This window comes from Pseudomonas fluorescens (assembly GCF_000968015.1).
Taxonomy (GTDB): Bacteria; Pseudomonadota; Gammaproteobacteria; order Pseudomonadales; family Pseudomonadaceae; genus Aquipseudomonas; species Aquipseudomonas fluorescens_W.
Map to the genome: position 1 here is coordinate 1 of NZ_LACH01000080.1, position 16,185 is coordinate 16,185.

At 59.6% G+C, this 16,185-nt stretch carries 11 protein-coding genes and 1 pseudogene; 7 read left to right on the forward strand and 5 right to left on the reverse strand.

Annotated features, from left to right (window positions below; all coding sequences use genetic code 11):
- Positions 1 to 550 precede the first annotated feature (550 nt).
- Positions 551 to 1,267, forward strand: coding sequence for a glycosyltransferase family 25 protein (locus tag VD17_RS29260; protein WP_052962774.1), 717 nt, complete (start codon positions 551 to 553; stop codon positions 1,265 to 1,267).
- Positions 1,268 to 1,352: 85 nt separating this feature from the next.
- Here VD17_RS29260 and VD17_RS29265 read toward each other — a convergent pair whose 3' ends face one another.
- Positions 1,353 to 1,682, reverse strand: a complete 330-nt coding sequence (locus VD17_RS29265) for a hypothetical protein (protein ID WP_046056876.1) — start codon at positions 1,680 to 1,682, stop codon at positions 1,353 to 1,355.
- A 184-nt stretch (positions 1,683 to 1,866) separates the two neighbouring features.
- On the opposite strand from VD17_RS29265, the gene potE reads away from it, so the two are divergent.
- Both potE and VD17_RS29275 read left to right on the forward strand, forming a co-directional pair.
- A complete protein-coding gene (gene potE / locus VD17_RS29270) occupies positions 1,867 to 3,270 on the forward strand; it encodes a putrescine-ornithine antiporter (protein ID WP_046056877.1) in 1,404 nt (467 codons plus the stop codon).
- A 2-nt stretch (positions 3,271 to 3,272) separates the two neighbouring features.
- Positions 3,273 to 5,558 carry an Orn/Lys/Arg decarboxylase N-terminal domain-containing protein gene (locus VD17_RS29275; RefSeq protein WP_046056878.1) on the forward strand — a complete coding sequence of 762 codons (2,286 nt, stop codon included), beginning with the start codon at positions 3,273 to 3,275 and terminating at the stop codon, positions 5,556 to 5,558.
- A 90-nt stretch (positions 5,559 to 5,648) separates the two neighbouring features.
- On the opposite strand, the gene betA is transcribed toward VD17_RS29275, so the two are convergent.
- From betA to speB, 4 genes are all read right to left on the reverse strand, one after another.
- The gene (betA, locus tag VD17_RS29280) at positions 5,649 to 7,337 is read right to left on the reverse strand and encodes a choline dehydrogenase (RefSeq protein ID WP_046056879.1); all 1,689 of its coding nucleotides are present in this window, start codon (positions 7,335 to 7,337) and stop codon (positions 5,649 to 5,651) included.
- Positions 7,338 to 7,339: 2 nt separating this feature from the next.
- Complete coding sequence (locus tag VD17_RS29285; RefSeq protein ID WP_046056880.1) at positions 7,340 to 8,908, reverse strand: purine-cytosine permease family protein; 1,569 nt, start codon at positions 8,906 to 8,908, stop codon at positions 7,340 to 7,342.
- Between the two features lie 187 nt (positions 8,909 to 9,095).
- Complete coding sequence (locus tag VD17_RS29290) at positions 9,096 to 10,604, reverse strand: aldehyde dehydrogenase family protein (RefSeq protein WP_046056881.1); 1,509 nt, start codon at positions 10,602 to 10,604, stop codon at positions 9,096 to 9,098.
- Positions 10,605 to 10,631: 27 nt separating this feature from the next.
- Positions 10,632 to 11,636 (reverse strand): agmatinase, encoded by a 1,005-nt coding sequence (gene speB / locus VD17_RS29295; protein ID WP_046056887.1) that lies wholly within the window; start codon positions 11,634 to 11,636, stop codon positions 10,632 to 10,634.
- A 151-nt stretch (positions 11,637 to 11,787) separates the two neighbouring features.
- On the opposite strand from speB, the gene VD17_RS29300 reads away from it, so the two are divergent.
- The 4 genes and pseudogenes from VD17_RS29300 to VD17_RS29315 form a co-directional block, all read left to right on the forward strand.
- Positions 11,788 to 12,702 carry a LysR family transcriptional regulator gene (locus VD17_RS29300; RefSeq protein WP_046056882.1) on the forward strand — a complete coding sequence of 305 codons (915 nt, stop codon included), beginning with the start codon at positions 11,788 to 11,790 and terminating at the stop codon, positions 12,700 to 12,702.
- Positions 12,703 to 12,758: 56 nt separating this feature from the next.
- Positions 12,759 to 14,267, forward strand: coding sequence for a sigma-54-dependent transcriptional regulator (locus VD17_RS29305; protein ID WP_046056883.1), 1,509 nt, complete (start codon positions 12,759 to 12,761; stop codon positions 14,265 to 14,267).
- Between the two features lie 432 nt (positions 14,268 to 14,699).
- The gene (gene gcvH, locus VD17_RS29310; protein ID WP_046056884.1) at positions 14,700 to 15,077 is read left to right on the forward strand and encodes a glycine cleavage system protein GcvH; all 378 of its coding nucleotides are present in this window, start codon (positions 14,700 to 14,702) and stop codon (positions 15,075 to 15,077) included.
- A 10-nt stretch (positions 15,078 to 15,087) separates the two neighbouring features.
- Positions 15,088 to 16,185 (forward strand): annotated as a pseudogene (locus VD17_RS29315) (glycine dehydrogenase); the annotation flags it as partial.

Sequence of the window (16,185 nt, forward strand, 5' to 3'; positions counted from 1 at the left end):
AGGGCGGAACCCTAAGCCGCCATCACCGCAGAAACGGATATGCACACAACCAACAAAAGACAGGTCGGCCCTGAATCCACCGCCCCTTGCTACGCATGTGTGCCTGGAAACACCGAGCCTAAGTGAACAGCATTACAGACCTATCAGAGCTTTCCACCCGGTACCCATTCACTGAGTACCTATATGGCATGTCCTCTCGAACAGGTGCAGCACGCCGATTTACGAGACTAAAACCTCAGCCCGAAATGCTGCCTATACTGCAATCCGGGGTCGATAGAGAAAACGGACAACATCGCCAAGCATTCAGCCTGTCAGGTTGAAGTCATGGAAGTTGACGCCGAGCCGTCAGGAAATGCAGAAAATGGCGCTACTCTGACGCTGCGCGAGTGAACCGCCTGACGCCTGGTTGATGAGGTGTACTTCAATCGAACACAACCCAGAAGACGTAAGGGAGTGCCTCCTGTCGGCAGTACTTACCAAACGATTTTTTCCGAAATCTGCGGGTTCCCCAATCCAACTGCCCTGATTGTCTGCCCCAAGGACCTGACAGATGAATGTGATCGAATATTTTGATCGAGTAAGAATCATCAATATCTCGTCAAGAAAGGATCGCCGTTTAGAAACAGTTGAAGAATTCACTCGCAACGGCTTTCACATTGATGATGAAAAAATAGGCTTTTTTGAGGCGGTTACGCCCAGTGAGGGAAATGGCTTCCCGAGCGTCGGGGTCAGGGGCTGCTTTTTGAGTCATCTGGGGGTGCTGGAAGAGGCAATGCGCCTGAATTTGAAAAATATCCTGATCATGGAGGACGACATACAGTTTTCCAGACATATTTCTCAATATGGGAGAGCGGCGATCGAGTCTCTGGAAGGTATGGAGTGGGACATCGTCTATTTTGGGCATCCGTTTGAAGAAAATTCAAACTTGCCCGCTTGGAAAGCAGTCGACCGGCCAATACATTTGGCCCATTTCTATGCTGTAAACGGGAAATGCTTTGGGAAATTGAGGGATTTTTTATTCCAGATTCTGGAGCGGCCACCGGGACATCCTGACGGAGGTCCGATGCATTATGACGCTGCTCTCAATACGCTTATTCATAAGAATAAAGAAGTTCTGGCTTACTATTTTACCTGGAATTGTGGCTATCAAAGGCCCTCACGGACGGACCTGCATGAGCTTTCCATCTTTGACAGGGTGCCTCTCCTGCGGCCGGTAATGGGCATGCTCAGGAGGTTAAAAGCAAAAAACCTGAGAAGAACTCGTTAGTTTTCTCTCTTCAGGGAAGGTCTGACGTAACCAACCGGACACGGCGCAGGAGCCGTGTCCGGTTGATTGTGTCGGACCGCCCTCCTCATTTGCGCGCCAACTTGTACCGGACGCACTCCTCATAAAAGCTCTCGCGCAGGGCGGCGGGCTTCATTCGCGAATTACTGTCATAGGTCTGCTCGGTAATGCCCATCGCCATCATGTGCATCCACGGCTTGCTGAACTTGTAGGTATGTAACTTCTGCCGCGCGGCATACAGTGAAACCCCGGACAGCTTGAGTTCCTGGGCTCTCGCCGCGGTACCTGCGCCCCAGCTGCAAAGGTAACGATCATTCGAGGCCAGTTCTTTGGCCTGGGCAGAAGCAGCAACGCTCGCCAGGCCTAACGAAATCAGCGCAACCATTACATTCCGCATTTGCATTCGATCCCAACTAACTGAAAATAAATTGATTTTGGTCAAAACTTTCAGACTTCGGGGCCAGCAAAATGCCTTATATGCGCTATAGCTTGTTTTCTCGGTGTCTTACGGACATTTCTTGCGACATTTCAAACTTTTGCTATAGCTAACAGTCTCTCCCGCCACCAAATGAGGCAACGGAATGTCAGTCGCAAAGAAAATGACAGTGGGGCAACTGACGATGTTGACAGCCGTCAACATGTTGGGCTCCGGCATTGTGCTGCTCCCCACAAAACTTGCCGAAGTCGGTGGTATTTCCATCCTTTCCTGGCTGATCACGGCCACTGGCTCCCTGGCGCTGGCCTATGCCTTTGCGCGCTGCGGGATGCTCAGCAGAAAGACCGGAGGCATGGGCGGCTATGCCGAATACACCTTCGGCAAGGCGGGCAACTACATTACGAACTACACCTATGGCCTCTCGCTGTTGATTGCCAACGTGGCGATCAGTATTACCGCGGTCGGCTATATCCAGGAGCTGTTCCATGTTGAACTGGGCTCACTGCAAGTGGGTCTGGCGACCATCGCTTTATTATGGATCACCACCTTCGCCAACTTCGGAGGCGCGCGGATTACCGGCCGGATCGGTGCGGTTACGGTTTGGGGGGTGATTGCGCCGGTGGTGCTGGTGTCCACCATTGGCTGGTTCTGGTTCGACAGCAGTGTCTACGCCGCCGGCTGGAACCCCCACAACATGGGCTGGTTCGAAGCCGCAGGTGCATCGGTGGCGATCACCTTATGGGCGTTCCTCGGCCTGGAGTCGGCGTGCGCCAACACCGATGCCGTGGAAAATCCAGAGAAGAACGTACCCATTGCGGTACTTGGCGGCACCCTGGGCGCGGCGGTGATCTACATCGTCTCCACCAACGTCATCGCCGGTATCGTCGACAACCCGGAACTGGCCTCCTCCACTGCACCGTTCGGGCTGGTCTTTGCCAAGATGTTCACCCCTCTGGTCGGCGACATTGTGATGGCCGCGATGGTACTGGCGTGCATCGGTTCGCTGCTGGGTTGGCAATTCACCATCGCGCAGGTCTACAAAAGCTCGGCAGACACCGGTTATTTCCTGTCGATCTTTGCCAAGTCCAACAAGGCCGGAACACCCATTGTCGGTATGCTGGTGCTGCTGGCAGTGCAGACGGCGCTGGCTTTGCTCACCATCAGCCCTGACCTGAGCAAGCAGTTCGACACGCTCGTCAATCTCGCGGTGGTCACCAACCTGGTGCCCTACATCCTCTCCATGGCCGCGTTGATGACCATTCAAAAGATCTCCAACGTACCGGCGGGCTCGGCGCTGATAACCAACATCATCGCTTGGGTGGCGGCGGCTTACAGCTACCTGGCGCTCTACAGTTCGGGCGCGCAGGCACTGATGCTCGGCGGCGTGGCAACGATCTTTGGTTACACGCTGTTTGGCTTCGTCAACAACCGCCTGATCCGCCTCGAAGCGCTCAACAACAGCGTACCGACGCAGACCGTCAGCGCTCAACACATCACGGGCGAGCCGGTGCCGGTCAATAACTTGCAAGCAGTCAAAGTGGAGGCTTAATCATGACGGAATATAGACATTCGCTCGGAATGCTCACGCTGTTGGTCAGCAGCCCGCCGGACAAACGCACTGTCTTTGGTCGCGCCCTGCATCAGTTGATCAACGATGTGGAGGAACGCGCCGTCCGGGTACTGGCGTCGGAATCCCTGAGCGACGCCACGTCGATCCTGCGCTCGGACCCGGCCATTCAATGCGTACTGCTCAGCTGGGAAATGGACAAAAGCGAAGGCCACGAGGAATGCATCCAACTGCTGGTCAGCCTGCGTGAGCGCAACACCCGGGTGCCGGTTTTCTTGATTAGTGACCGCAGCACCGCGTCGAGCATTCCGCTGGTGGTCATGCAACACGCTGATGACTTCATCTGGTTGCCCGAGGACACCAGCCGCTTCCTCAGCGGGCGCATCCTCGCGGCCATCGAACGTTATCGCCAAGCCGCCCTGCCCCCCATGTTCGGGGCGCTGGTGAAGTTTTCCCGCACTTATGAATACTCGTGGCACACCCCTGGACATGCCGGCGGCACCGCGTTTTTGAAGAGCACCGCGGGACGCGCCTTCTACGAGTTTTTTGGCGAGAACCTGCTGCGTTCCGACCTGTCGATTTCAGTCGGTGAACTCGGTTCGCTGCTCGATCACAGCGGCCCCATCGGCCAGGGTGAGCGCTACGCCGCCAAAGTGTTCGGGGCCCACCGCACCTACTACGTCACCAACGGCTCGTCGATGTCCAACCGCGTCATCCTCATGGCCAGCGTCACGCGCAATCAGATCGCCCTGTGCGACCGCAACTGTCACAAGTCCGCCGAACATGCGATGACCCTGTCCGGTGCGATTCCGACCTATCTGGTGCCGACCCGCAACCGCTACGGCATCATCGGCCCGATCCTGCCGCAAACCCTGAGCGCCGAAGGCGTAAAAGCCGCTATCGCCAGCAACCCGCTGGTCAAGCAAGGCATCGACCCGACACCCGTCCACGCCATCATCACCAACTCCACCTACGACGGCCTGACCTACAACGTCACCCGCGTCGAGGAGTTGCTGGGGCAAAGCGTCGATCGTCTGCATTTCGATGAAGCCTGGTACGGTTATGCGCGTTTCAACCCGCTGTACCGCGAGCGCCACGCCATGCACGGCAGCCCGGACGATCACGACGACTCGAAGCCGACCGTGTTCGCCACCCAGTCGACCCACAAGTTGCTGGCCGCCCTGTCCCAGGCCTCGATGATTCACGTGCGTAACGGCCGCAACCCGATCGAACACGGGCGCTTCAACGAGTCGTACATGATGCACGCCTCGACTTCACCGAACTACGCGATCATGGCGTCCTGCGACGTCAGCTCGGCGATGATGGAAGCGCCCAGCGGGCAAATCCTCACCACCGAATCGATCGAAGAAGCCATCAGTTTCCGCCAGGTCGTTTCGCGCATGCACAACGAGATGCTGAGCAAGGATGACTGGTTCTTCACCTGCTGGCAGCCGCCGACCGTGCAGGTTGGCGCGGCCACCGTGCCGTTCCATGAAGTCGACCCGGTGCTGTTGAAAACCGAGCCGAACTGCTGGGTACTGCATCCCAACGCGGTATGGCACGGCTTCGGTGACATCGAAGAAGGCTACTGCATGCTCGACCCGATCAAGGTCTCGGTGCTCAGCCCCGGCATGGGCGACGACGGCAACCTGCTCGACTCGGGCATCCCGGCCTGTGTGCTCACGGCCTACCTGGGACGTCAGGGCATCGTGGTCGAGAAAACCACCGACTTCACCATTCTGTTCCTGTTCTCCATCGGCATCACCAAAGGCAAATGGGGCACCTTGCTCAATGCCCTGCTCGACTTCAAACGCGACTACGACGACAACGCCGAACTGGAACTGTGCCTGCCGGATCTGCTGGCCGCCAACCAGACTCGTTATGCAGGCATGGGCCTCAAGGACCTGGCCAACGAAATCTTCGCGGCCATGAAGAAACACAAAACCACCGCCAACATGGCCCAGGCGTTCGGCACACTGCCGAAAGCCGAGTTCAGCCCGGTGGAGGCCTACGAAAAACTGGTCAGAAACGAAATCGAACGGGTGACACTCGAAGAAGCCGCCGGACGCATCGCCGCAACCGGGATCGTGCCGTATCCGCCGGGCATTCCATTGCTGATGCCGGGTGAAAACGCCGGGGCTGCGGATGGGCCGTTGCTGGCGTATCTCAAGGCGCTGGAAGCCTTCGACAGATCCTTCCCGGGTTTCACCCATGACACCCATGGGATCGAAAGCGAAGGCGGGGTTTATCGCTTGCTGGTGTTGAAATGAGCTAGCGCCTGTAGGTGCTGCGAAGTAAAAAAACGGGCGCCCTAAGGGCGCCCGTTTTTACATGTTTCCCAAGCGATTAACCTGTCGGGGTTAAACCCTGACATTGCGTCCCGGCAACGATGAACGCTGGCTGGTTTCCCAATCCTGCACCAGCCCGACAGGCGCATCGGACGCTGGCAGCATGGTGCGCCCACGAACCAGATCGGAGGCCCGCTCGGCCAGCATGATGGTCGGTGCATTGAGGTTGCCGTTTGGCTCGGTCGGAAACACCGATGAGTCGATCACCCGCAAACCCGCGATACCCCGCACACGCAGTTCGGAATCAACCACTGCCATCTCGTCCTCGCCCATGCGGCATGAGCCGCATGGATGGTAGGTGCTTTCGAGGTTTTCACGCACGAAGGCGTCGATTTCTTCGTCGGTGTTCACCTGTGGCCCGGGCGCGATCTCGCCGTCGCGGAAGCGGTCCATTGCTGGTTGGCCGATGATCTCGCGAGTCAGGCGGATGCAGCGGCGGAAACCTTCGCGATCCTCCTCCCGTTGCAGGTAGTTAAACTGAATCTGCGGATGTTCGTAAGGGTCAGCGGAACGCGCCCGAACATAACCGCGACTTTTCGGTTTGTTCGGCCCGGTGAGCACCATGAAGCCGTGGCCCTTGATCGGTTTGTTGCCGTCGTAACGCATGGCCGCGGGCAGAAAGTGGAACTGAATGTCCGGCCAGCGCAGGCCCTTGTCCGAGCGGATGAAGCCACCGGCCTCGAAATGGTTGGTGGCGCCGAGTCCGTCCTTGAACAACAGCCAGCGCAGGCCGATCATCAGTTTGCTCAGCGGGTCCATTTTGCTGTTCAGCGTCACCGGCTCCTTGCAGCCGAACTGGATGTAAACCTCGGCGTGATCCTGCAGGTTCTCCCCTACTCCCGGCAGGTCATGACGGACGCCGATCCCGGCTTTGCGCAGGACCTCCGCCGGGCCGATTCCGGAGCGTTGCAACAAGTGTGGAGAGCCGATGGGCCCCGAGGAAATCAGCACCTCACGGTTGCAATAGACCTGGTGCGTCTGGCCGTCGTGGTCATACATGACGCCGACGGCTCGCTTGCCTTCAAGGATGATCTGACGGGTCATCGCATGGGTGATCACGGTCAGGTTCGGACGTCCCATGGCCGGGCGCAGGTAAGCGTTGGCCGTGGAGCAGCGCACGCCGTTTTTCACCGTCATGTGCATGGCACCGAAGCCTTCCTGCATGTAGCCGTTGCAGTCATCGGTCTTGATGTAGCCCGCTTCAGCGCCGGCCTCGACCCAGGCCCCGTACAACGGGTTTTTCATGTGATTGCCGTTGGTGGTGTGCAAGGGGCCGGTGCTGCCGCGATAGCCGTCACCGCCCTCCTCGTAATGCTCGGCCCGTTTGAAGTAAGGCAGGCAATTGCGGTAGCCCCAACCCTCCGCACCGAGCGACTCCCATTCGTCAAAGTCATAAGCGTGGCCACGGATGTACACCAGGCCATTGATTGACGACGAGCCACCGAGCACTTTGCCCCTTGGGCAGTGGATACGACGTCCGTTGAGGAACGGCTCCGGCTCGGTTTCGTAGCGCCAGTTGTACTTCTTGGTGTTCATCGGGATCGAAAACGCACTCGGCATCTGGATCACCACACTGCGATCGCTGCCGCCGAATTCCAGCACCAAAACTGAAGTGGCCGGGTCTTCGCTCAAACGGTTGGCCAACACACAACCTGCCGAGCCGGCACCGATGATGATGTAGTCGTACTTTTGCGTAGCCATGATTATCTCCGGGCCGTCGATTCGTTGAAAACGGGCAACGACGGTTTGGTCAACGTGTCGCCGGTGGTGTATTGCGGGGATGTTTTTTCGATGTGCTGGATGACCATTTCTTCGCGCTTGAGGTCGATCGAGCGGCTGAACCAGTAGTACACCAGCCCCGACACAATCAGCCCGACGAGCCAGGCGATGTCGATGCTGCCGAGCGCTTTGGCGAGCGGGCCGACATAGACCTCACGCTGCTCAACACCGTCGTAGATGTAGAAGAACGGGATCATCGAAATGAAGCCGATGGCATACGCCGCGATGCCGCGCAGGCCCCAGCTGCCGTAGATGTTGCCGTGGGGCATGAAGAAGTGCGGGATGGCGTAGCGACCCTTGCGGACGAAGAAGTAGTCGGTCAGGTTGACCGAGGTCCAGGGCACCAGGAAGTACAGCATCACCACCAGGTAGATGCCCAACACCGATAAGCCTTTGCCCGAACTCTGGATGCTCAGCGCGACGCCCAGTTGCAGCAGGATCACGAAACCAATGGCCAGGATGCGCGCCTTGCGCGTCGGCTCGATGTGTTTGATCGAGTCGACGCAGGTCAGCGTGGTCAGCTTCGCGCTGTAGATGTTCATGGCGATGACCGGCAGGAACGCCAGGATCGTGATGACCACCACCACAGTCCCCATCAGTGGCGACACGGTGTTGCCGACTTGCCCAAGGGCCACCAGCACGTCCGTGGAATGCAGGTGATCGGCCAGCCAGCCACCGACAGAGATCATCCATGCGCCGGATAACGAGGCACCCAGGAACACCACCGCGATCAGTTTGCCGCTGGAGGTGTTCTTCGGCAGATAACGTGAATAGTCGGACACGTACGGGGCGTAAGCGATGTTGTAACTCGCCGCTGCCGCGAACTGGGCGATGAAACCGGTCCAGTTGAAGCCCAATGGCGCCGGGGCCACTTCACCGGTCGCGAGTACCGGCACCGCTGCATCGGGAACCCAGCCCATCATCACCGCTAACGTCACCAGGCCGTAAAGCGGAAGCGACAGGTACAACGCCCATTTGAAACTGCGGTGCATCCAGTCATGCCCGAGGATCGCCAACACCGCCGCCGGTATCGTCACCGCCACCGCGATCACTGCGGGGTTGAAGCCGAATAGCGTGTGCAGCCCCTGCATCATCAACACCAGGTTGACGATGTTGAAACCGGCGAACACAAACAGCGTCGCCAGCAGCACCAGGATCACTCCGCGATAGCCGAACTGCGCACGGGACTGGATCATCTGCGGCAGGCCAAGGTGCGGGCCTTGCGAGCCGTGAAACGCCATGAACAGCGTGCCGAACATGATGCCCAGCGTGCCGGCAAGTGTGGTCCAGAGCGCGGTCAGGCCGACGCTCGGGCCGACGAAGCCGATGGTCATGGTGAAGAAGGTGAAATTGCCGAGGAACCAGAACGGGCCCTGGCTCGACAGTTTATCGGTGCGTTCGTGTTCCGGGATGAAGTCGATCGAATGGCTTTCGACGATCGGTTTGTCGTCGAGGAGCGACACGCTAGGAGCGGCTTTGGCGTCAGTGTTCATGATGGACTCTTATTGTTGGAAGATCATGACGGAATAACTGCATTCTTTCGGTGAACGACGTCCCTGTGGGAGCGAGCTTGCTCGCGATAGCGGAGTATCAGCCGACATCTATGTTGGGTGTGCCGGCCTCATCGTCGGAACGCCGCCCGGAGCAAGCTCGCTCCCACAGGGTTGAGTCAGCCATGACTCAGGGCAGCGTGATCCAGACCGCCTTGGTTTCGAGCAGGTAATCGAGCTGCTCTGCGCCCAGGTCCTTGCCGAACCCGGACTGCTTGTAGCCACCGAACGGCATCGACGGATCGAGGGTGCCGTGGGCGTTGACGTAGACCGAACCCGCTTTCAACCGGGGGATCAGACTGTGCACCTTTCCAAGGTCATTGGAATACAGCGCGGCCGCCAGGCCGTAGGGCGAGTCATTGGCCAGGGCCAAAGCCTCTTCTTCATCGTCGAACGGTGCGGTGACCAACACCGGACCAAAGATCTCTTCCTGGACGATGCGCATGTCGTTGCGGCAATGGGCAAAAATGGTCGGCTCGACGAAGAAGCCGGGGCCCTCGACAGGCTGGCCGCCGTAGACCAGTTCGGCGCCCTCTTGCTTGCCGGTTTCGATGTAGTCGATCACTCGCTCCTTCTGCAACGCCGAGACCAACGGGCTGATGAAGCAGTCCGGATCCAGGCCCGGTGCGATTTTCAGCGTGCGGGTGTAGGCAATCAGTTCGCGCAGGAATTCGTCGTAGACGCTGCGATGAACATAGGCGCGAGTACCGGCATCACACACCTGGCCGGAGTTGAAAAACACGCCGTTGGCAATGGCCTGGGCGGCGGCCGGCACGTCGGCATCGGCCAATACGATTACCGGTGATTTTCCTCCGAGTTCGAGGGTTAGTCGCTTCATTTCGTCCAGTGCAGCGCGGCCAACGGTACGGCCGACCGGGGTCGAGCCGGTGAAGGTGAGCTTGTCGATACCGGGGTGCGTGGCCATCGCCGCACCGACCACGCTGCCGCGTCCGGTCACGATATTGATCACCCCGTCCGGGATCCCGGCTTCCTGCACCAGTTCGGCAAAGCGCAAGGCCGACAGCGAGGTCAGTTCGGCGGGTTTGACCACCACGGTGCAACCGGTTGCCAGGGCGGCGCCGAGTTTCCAGGCCATGGTTTGCAGCGGGAAGTTCCAGGGCACGATGGCGCCGACCACACCCACCGCTTCCTTGCGGGTATAAGCCAGGTAATTGCCCGGCAGCGACGGTTCAACGGTTCGGCCATGCAGCTTGGTCGCCCAACCGGCGAAATAACGCAGCGTATCGACCGTGCCCTGGATATCGACATCCCGTGCGAAGGCGACTGACTTGCCCATGTCGATCGATTCGATTTCCGCCAGTTCCGCGGCGTTGTTTTCAATCAGGTCCGCCAGGCGTTGCATCATCCGCTCGCGTTCTGCCGGTTTGGCCTGACGCCAGACGCCACCGTCAAACTGTGCGCGGGCGGCTTGCACGGCGCGGTCCAGATCCTCGGTAGTGCCCATCGGAATGCGTGTGATCAGGCCCTCGGTCGACGGTTCAATAACATCAGACGTCTGCCCGTCGCTGGCCTCGACAAAGGCGCCACCGATGAACATTTTCTGAACCTTGCTGAGGAAGGTCTGGGTGGCTTCGGATACACCGAATTTCTGGAGATACTGCTTAACGATCGTGTCCATTTTCATACCCTCTGTGCGGCGGTCAGATCACGCCGTGGCCGTGGTGGTTTCGCTTTTGGCGTGCCGTGCTTGAGCCCGCTCGTGGAAGATGAAACCGATGCTGTTGAGCAGCAGTTGCGCCGCCAGAATCGAGGTCATGCCGGTAGGGTCATAAACCGGTGCGACCTCCACCAGATCCATGCCAACGATGTTGCCTTGGCTGCGTTTGGCCAGGGCCTGGATGATTTCCAGCACTTCGTAATAGAGGAAGCCGCCGTGACTTGGGGTGCCGGTGCCAGGGGCAATGGACGGGTCGAAACCGTCGATGTCGATGGTGATGTAGTAGTTGATGTTCTGCGGGATCAACGCCAGCACACCTTCGACGCCGAGGCGACGTACATCACGGACCGAAAGGATCTTCGAGCCGGCCGCGTGGGCCGCTTCATAGTCGTCGCGATTGGACGAAGACACGTTGCGGATGCCCATCTGGGTCATGCCAACGATGTGGTTCATTTCGGACGCGCGACGCAGCGGGTTGCCATGGCCGTAGCGAACGCCATGACGCTCGTCGACGAAGTCCAGGTGTGCATCGAAGTGGATGATGTGGATCGGGCCACGGCCCTCGAACGCCTTGATCACCGGGGCGTGAACCGAGTGATCGCCACCGAGTACAACCGGCATGACACCGGCATCCAGAATCTTGCGCACGGCGTACTCGGTGTTCTCGTTACTGGTGACCATGTCGGTGTGCACGATATCGGCGTCACCCACATCGACCATGCGCACGTCGGAGGCAGTCAGGTACATGACGTCATCTTCGTGGTCATAGGCGCCGGCATGGCCGAAGGAAAACAGGGTCGATGCCTCACGAATGCCGCGTGGTCCAAAGCGTGCGCCGGAACGCCACTGGGTGCCCATGTCGTTGGGCACACCGAGGACCGCCACGTCCGCATCCAATGCATCCCAATCGGTGCACACCGGGGATTTGCCAAAGGTGCAGTGACCCACGAATGGCAGGTTCAGGCGACCGGATTCATAACCGTTGTTCGACATTTCAGGCATCTCCAATTCTTGTTATCAGCTAGCGGACGTGGAAGGCGACCGCCGTTGGAATGACTATGGGCGCAGGTTTTCGTGGAAAAAATGCTAAACATCAGATACTCATATCGGCATTACCGATGCATCCACACGCGGGAGGTTCAAGGTGATCCAGCTACACGATGTCGATCTGAAACTGCTCAGGGTGTTTGCCACGATTGTCAGGTGCGGCGGTTTCTCTGCCGCGCAGGCAGCGTTGAATGCCGGCCAGTCAACCATCAGCGAACAGATGACTCATCTGGAAACCCGGCTGGGGGTCAAACTCTGTCAACGCGGGCGCAGCGGCTTTCGCCTGACCGAGCAAGGCGTGGCGATCCACGAAGCCACTCAGCGTCTGCTCTCGGCGGTGGAAAACTTCTGCATGGACGCTGACGTACTCAAGCAGCACATCAGCGGCAAACTCAATCTGGGGATCATCGACACCACCATTACCGATCCCGATTCTCCGCTGCCGCGCACCACCCAACGCTTCGTATCCAGAGGGCATGATGTGCACTTGAACGTGTACGTCGGCACCCCCGCAGAACTGGAAGAACGCGTGCTCGACGGCCGACTGCACCTGGCCATCGGGCACTTCCCGATCTACGTTCCGGGCCTGCTGCACTCGCCGCTGTATCAGGAAGCACTGGGGTTGTATTGCGGACGGCGGCATCCGCTGTATGGCAGCAAGGCCGAGGGTGACGAACTGCTCGAAGAGATTGCCGCAAGCCGGATTGTGGTCAGGGGCTACATGCAGCAATACGACCTGGAACACTTGGGCGTCAGCAAGGCTGCGGCCACGGTGGACAACATCGAAGCGCTGGCGATTCTGCTGATCTCCGGCGCCTATCTGGGCTTTCTGCCGATGCACTTCGCTGCCCAGTGGGTCAAGACCGGCGAGATGCATCAACTGGCACCGACGAGCCTGCAACTGATGTCGCCGTTCGACGTGATCACCCGACGCGGCACTGCCCCGCCGCCAATCCTTCAGGCGTTCCTTGAGGATCTGGCCGCCTGTTCGCGCACCACCGGCACCACCTGACAGACACAGGTGGTGCCGGTCATACTCATTCTGTTCGCAACCCTTGCAGGCCACCTATGCGCATCCACGTCACCTTTATCGACCGCGTCGGCATCACCCAGGAAGTGCTGGCCCTGCTTGGCGGGCGCCGTTTCAACCTGGATGCCGTCGAGATGGTGCCGCCCAACGTTTACATCGATGCGCCCACCCTCGGCGCCGATGTGCTGGAGGAGTTGCGCGAGGCCTTTCTCGGCGTCCAGGGCGTGCAAGCGGTGACGATGGTCGACATCCTCCCGGGGCAGCGCCGACGCTTGCAACTCGATGCTTTGCTGGCGGCCAGCACCGACCCGGTGTTGGCGGTGGATGAGCGCGGTCATGTGCTGCTGGCCAATCCGGCGCTGATCGCACTCTGTGGCCGCGAACCGGCCGGTGAGCCGTTGACGGCGCTCTTCGATGATCCCTCTTTGCAACAGACGTTGATCGAACATGGTTACCGCCTGCCCATGCACGAGGTCAGTCTTGGTGGCCAGACGCTGCTGCTGGACGCCATGCCGATCACCGATGCCGGCGCCCTGCTGACCCTGTATCACCCGAACCGCATCGGTGAACGCCTGTCGGCGCTGCATCACGACCATGCTGAAGGTTTTGATGCGTTGCTCGGTGAATCTCCGGCGATCCGGACCCTCAAGGCCCGCGCCCAGCGCGTTGCAACGCTCGATGCACCGCTGCTGATTCAGGGTGAAACCGGCACCGGCAAAGAGTTGGTGGCACGTGCCTGCCACGCGATCAGCGCCCGGCATGACTCGCCCTTCCTGGCCCTGAACTGCGCGGCACTGCCGGAAAGCCTCGCCGAAAGCGAGCTGTTCGGCTACGCCGCGGGCGCCTTCACCGGCGCCCAGCGCGGCGGCAAACTCGGCCTGCTGGAACTGGCCGACCAGGGCACGGTGTTCCTCGACGAGGTCGGTGAAATGTCGCCCTACTTGCAAGCCAAGTTGCTGCGCTTTTTAAGCGATGGCTGCTTCCGTCGAGTGGGTGGCGATCGTGAGGTCAGGGTCAACGTGCGGGTCCTCAGCGCGACGCACCGTGATCTGGAAAAAATGGTCAGCGAAGGCAGTTTTCGCGAGGACCTGTTTTACCGCCTCAACGTGCTCAATCTGCAAGTGCCACCGTTACGCGAGCGCGGCCACGACATCCTGTTGATGGCCAACCACTTCATGCAGCAGGCGTGCGCGCAAATCCAGCGTCCGGTCTGCCGCCTGGCGCCCGGGACCTATCCGGCGCTGCTGGGTAACCGCTGGCCGGGCAACGTGCGGCAACTGCAAAACGTGATCTTTCGCGCCGCGGCTATTTGCGAAAATCCGCTGGTGGACATCGACGACCTCGACATCGCCAGAACGGCGATGGAGCGGCAAAACGACGGTGAGGTCGGCAGCCTTGAAGAGGCCGTCGAAAGCTTTGAAAAGAACTTGCTGGAGCAGCTCTACAGCAGCTATCCCTCCAGCCGTCTACTCGCCGCCCGCCTGCACACCTCGCACAGTGCAATCGCTATCCGGCTGCGTAAATACGGCATTCCGAACAAGCAGTGAAACCATTGCCGAAACAAAACCCCGCCATCAACACCTAACCCCTGTGGGAGCGAGCTTGCTCGCGATAGCGGTGTGTCAGTCGACATCATTCTGTCTGTCACACCGCCATCGCGAGCAAGCTCGCTCCCACAGGGATGTGCATCAGGCAAGACTGTCTGCAAATCAATACAGCGTATCGAAATCAAGACAAAACCATCCCGACCTGTCTGGTCCGGGCTTCGCACCCCTCCCTATGGATGCCTGTATTGATTTCAATACGGACGCATTCCGCCGATGATTAAGAAACATCAGTAACATTTTGATTTATATAGATAAATCAAAATTGGCACCCCCCTTGCTATCAACCCTCAAGCCACGCTCGTTGCCCGACACGAGCCTGTCCATCGTCATCCGCCACCAGCAGTGGATGAGTCTGAACAATGAGGAGTTGATATGAACGAATTGCGTTTTACCGTCGATCACGAATGGCTGCGTCTTGAGAGCGATGGCCTGATCACCGTGGGTATCACCGCGTATGCCCAGCAAGCGTTGGGTGACGTGGTCTTCGTTCAAGTGCCTGAACTGCGCACCTTCGGCGCTGGCGATGAGGTGGCGGTGCTGGAGTCGGTGAAAGCCGCCAGCAGTGTGTACATGCCGCTGGACGGCGAAGTGGTCGAGGTGAATTCGACGCTGGAAAGCTCTCCCGAATTGATCAACGAAGACGCACTGGGTGAAGGCTGGTTCTTCCGTATGCGCCCCAGCGACACGCGTGCAATGGACGCCCTGCTCGACCAGGCCGCTTACGAGCGCCTGACCAACGACGACGCTTGAGGACTTCTGCATGACTAACTTCCTCGACACCCGTAATGAATTCATCGCCCGCCACATCGGCCCGCGTGCCGGCGACGAGCAAGCCATGCTCAACAGCCTCGGTTTCGACTCGCTGGAAGCCCTGAGCGCCAGCGTCATCCCCGACAGCATCAAGGGCACCAGCGTCCTCGGCCTCGAAGACGGCCTGAGCGAAGCCGATGCCCTGGCCTTGATCAAGTCCATCGCCGGCAAAAACCAGCTGTTCAAGACCTACATCGGCCAGGGCTACTACGGCACCCACACGCCGTCGCCGATCCTGCGCAACCTGCTGGAAAACCCGGCCTGGTACACCGCCTACACCCCGTACCAGCCGGAAATTTCCCAGGGCCGTCTCGAAGCGCTGCTGAACTTCCAGACCCTGATCAGCGACCTCACCGGCCTACCGATCGCCAACGCCTCGCTGCTGGACGAAGCCACCGCCGCCGCCGAAGCCATGACCTTCTGCAAACGCCTGAGCAAGAACAAAGGCAGCCACGCGTTCTTCGCCTCGGTGCATTGCCACCCGCAAACCCTCGACGTGCTGCGCACCCGGGCCGAGCCGTTGGGCATCGACGTGGTCGTGGGCGACGAGCGTGAACTGACTGACGTCAGCACCTTCTTCGGCGCCCTGCTGCAATACCCGGCGAGCAACGGGGATGTGTTCGACTACCGCGCCCTGACCGAACGCTTCCACGCGGCCAACGCCTTGGTGGCGGTCGCCGCCGACCTGCTGGCCCTGACCGTGCTGACCCCGCCGGGTGAATTTGGCGCCGACGTGGCCATCGGCAGCGCGCAACGCTTCGGCGTGCCGCTGGGCTTCGGTGGCCCGCATGCGGCTTACTTTTCTACCAAAGATGCGTTCAAGCGCGACATGCCGGGCCGTCTGGTCGGCGTCTCGGTGGACCGTTTCGGCAAGCCGGCGCTGCGCCTGGCGATGCAGACCCGCGAGCAACACATCCGTCGCGAGAAGGCCACGTCGAACATCTGCACCGCCCAGGTGCTGTTGGCCAACATCGCCAGCATGTACGCCGTGTACCACGGTCCGAAAGGCCTGACGCAGATCGCCAACCGCGTGCATCACCTGACCGCG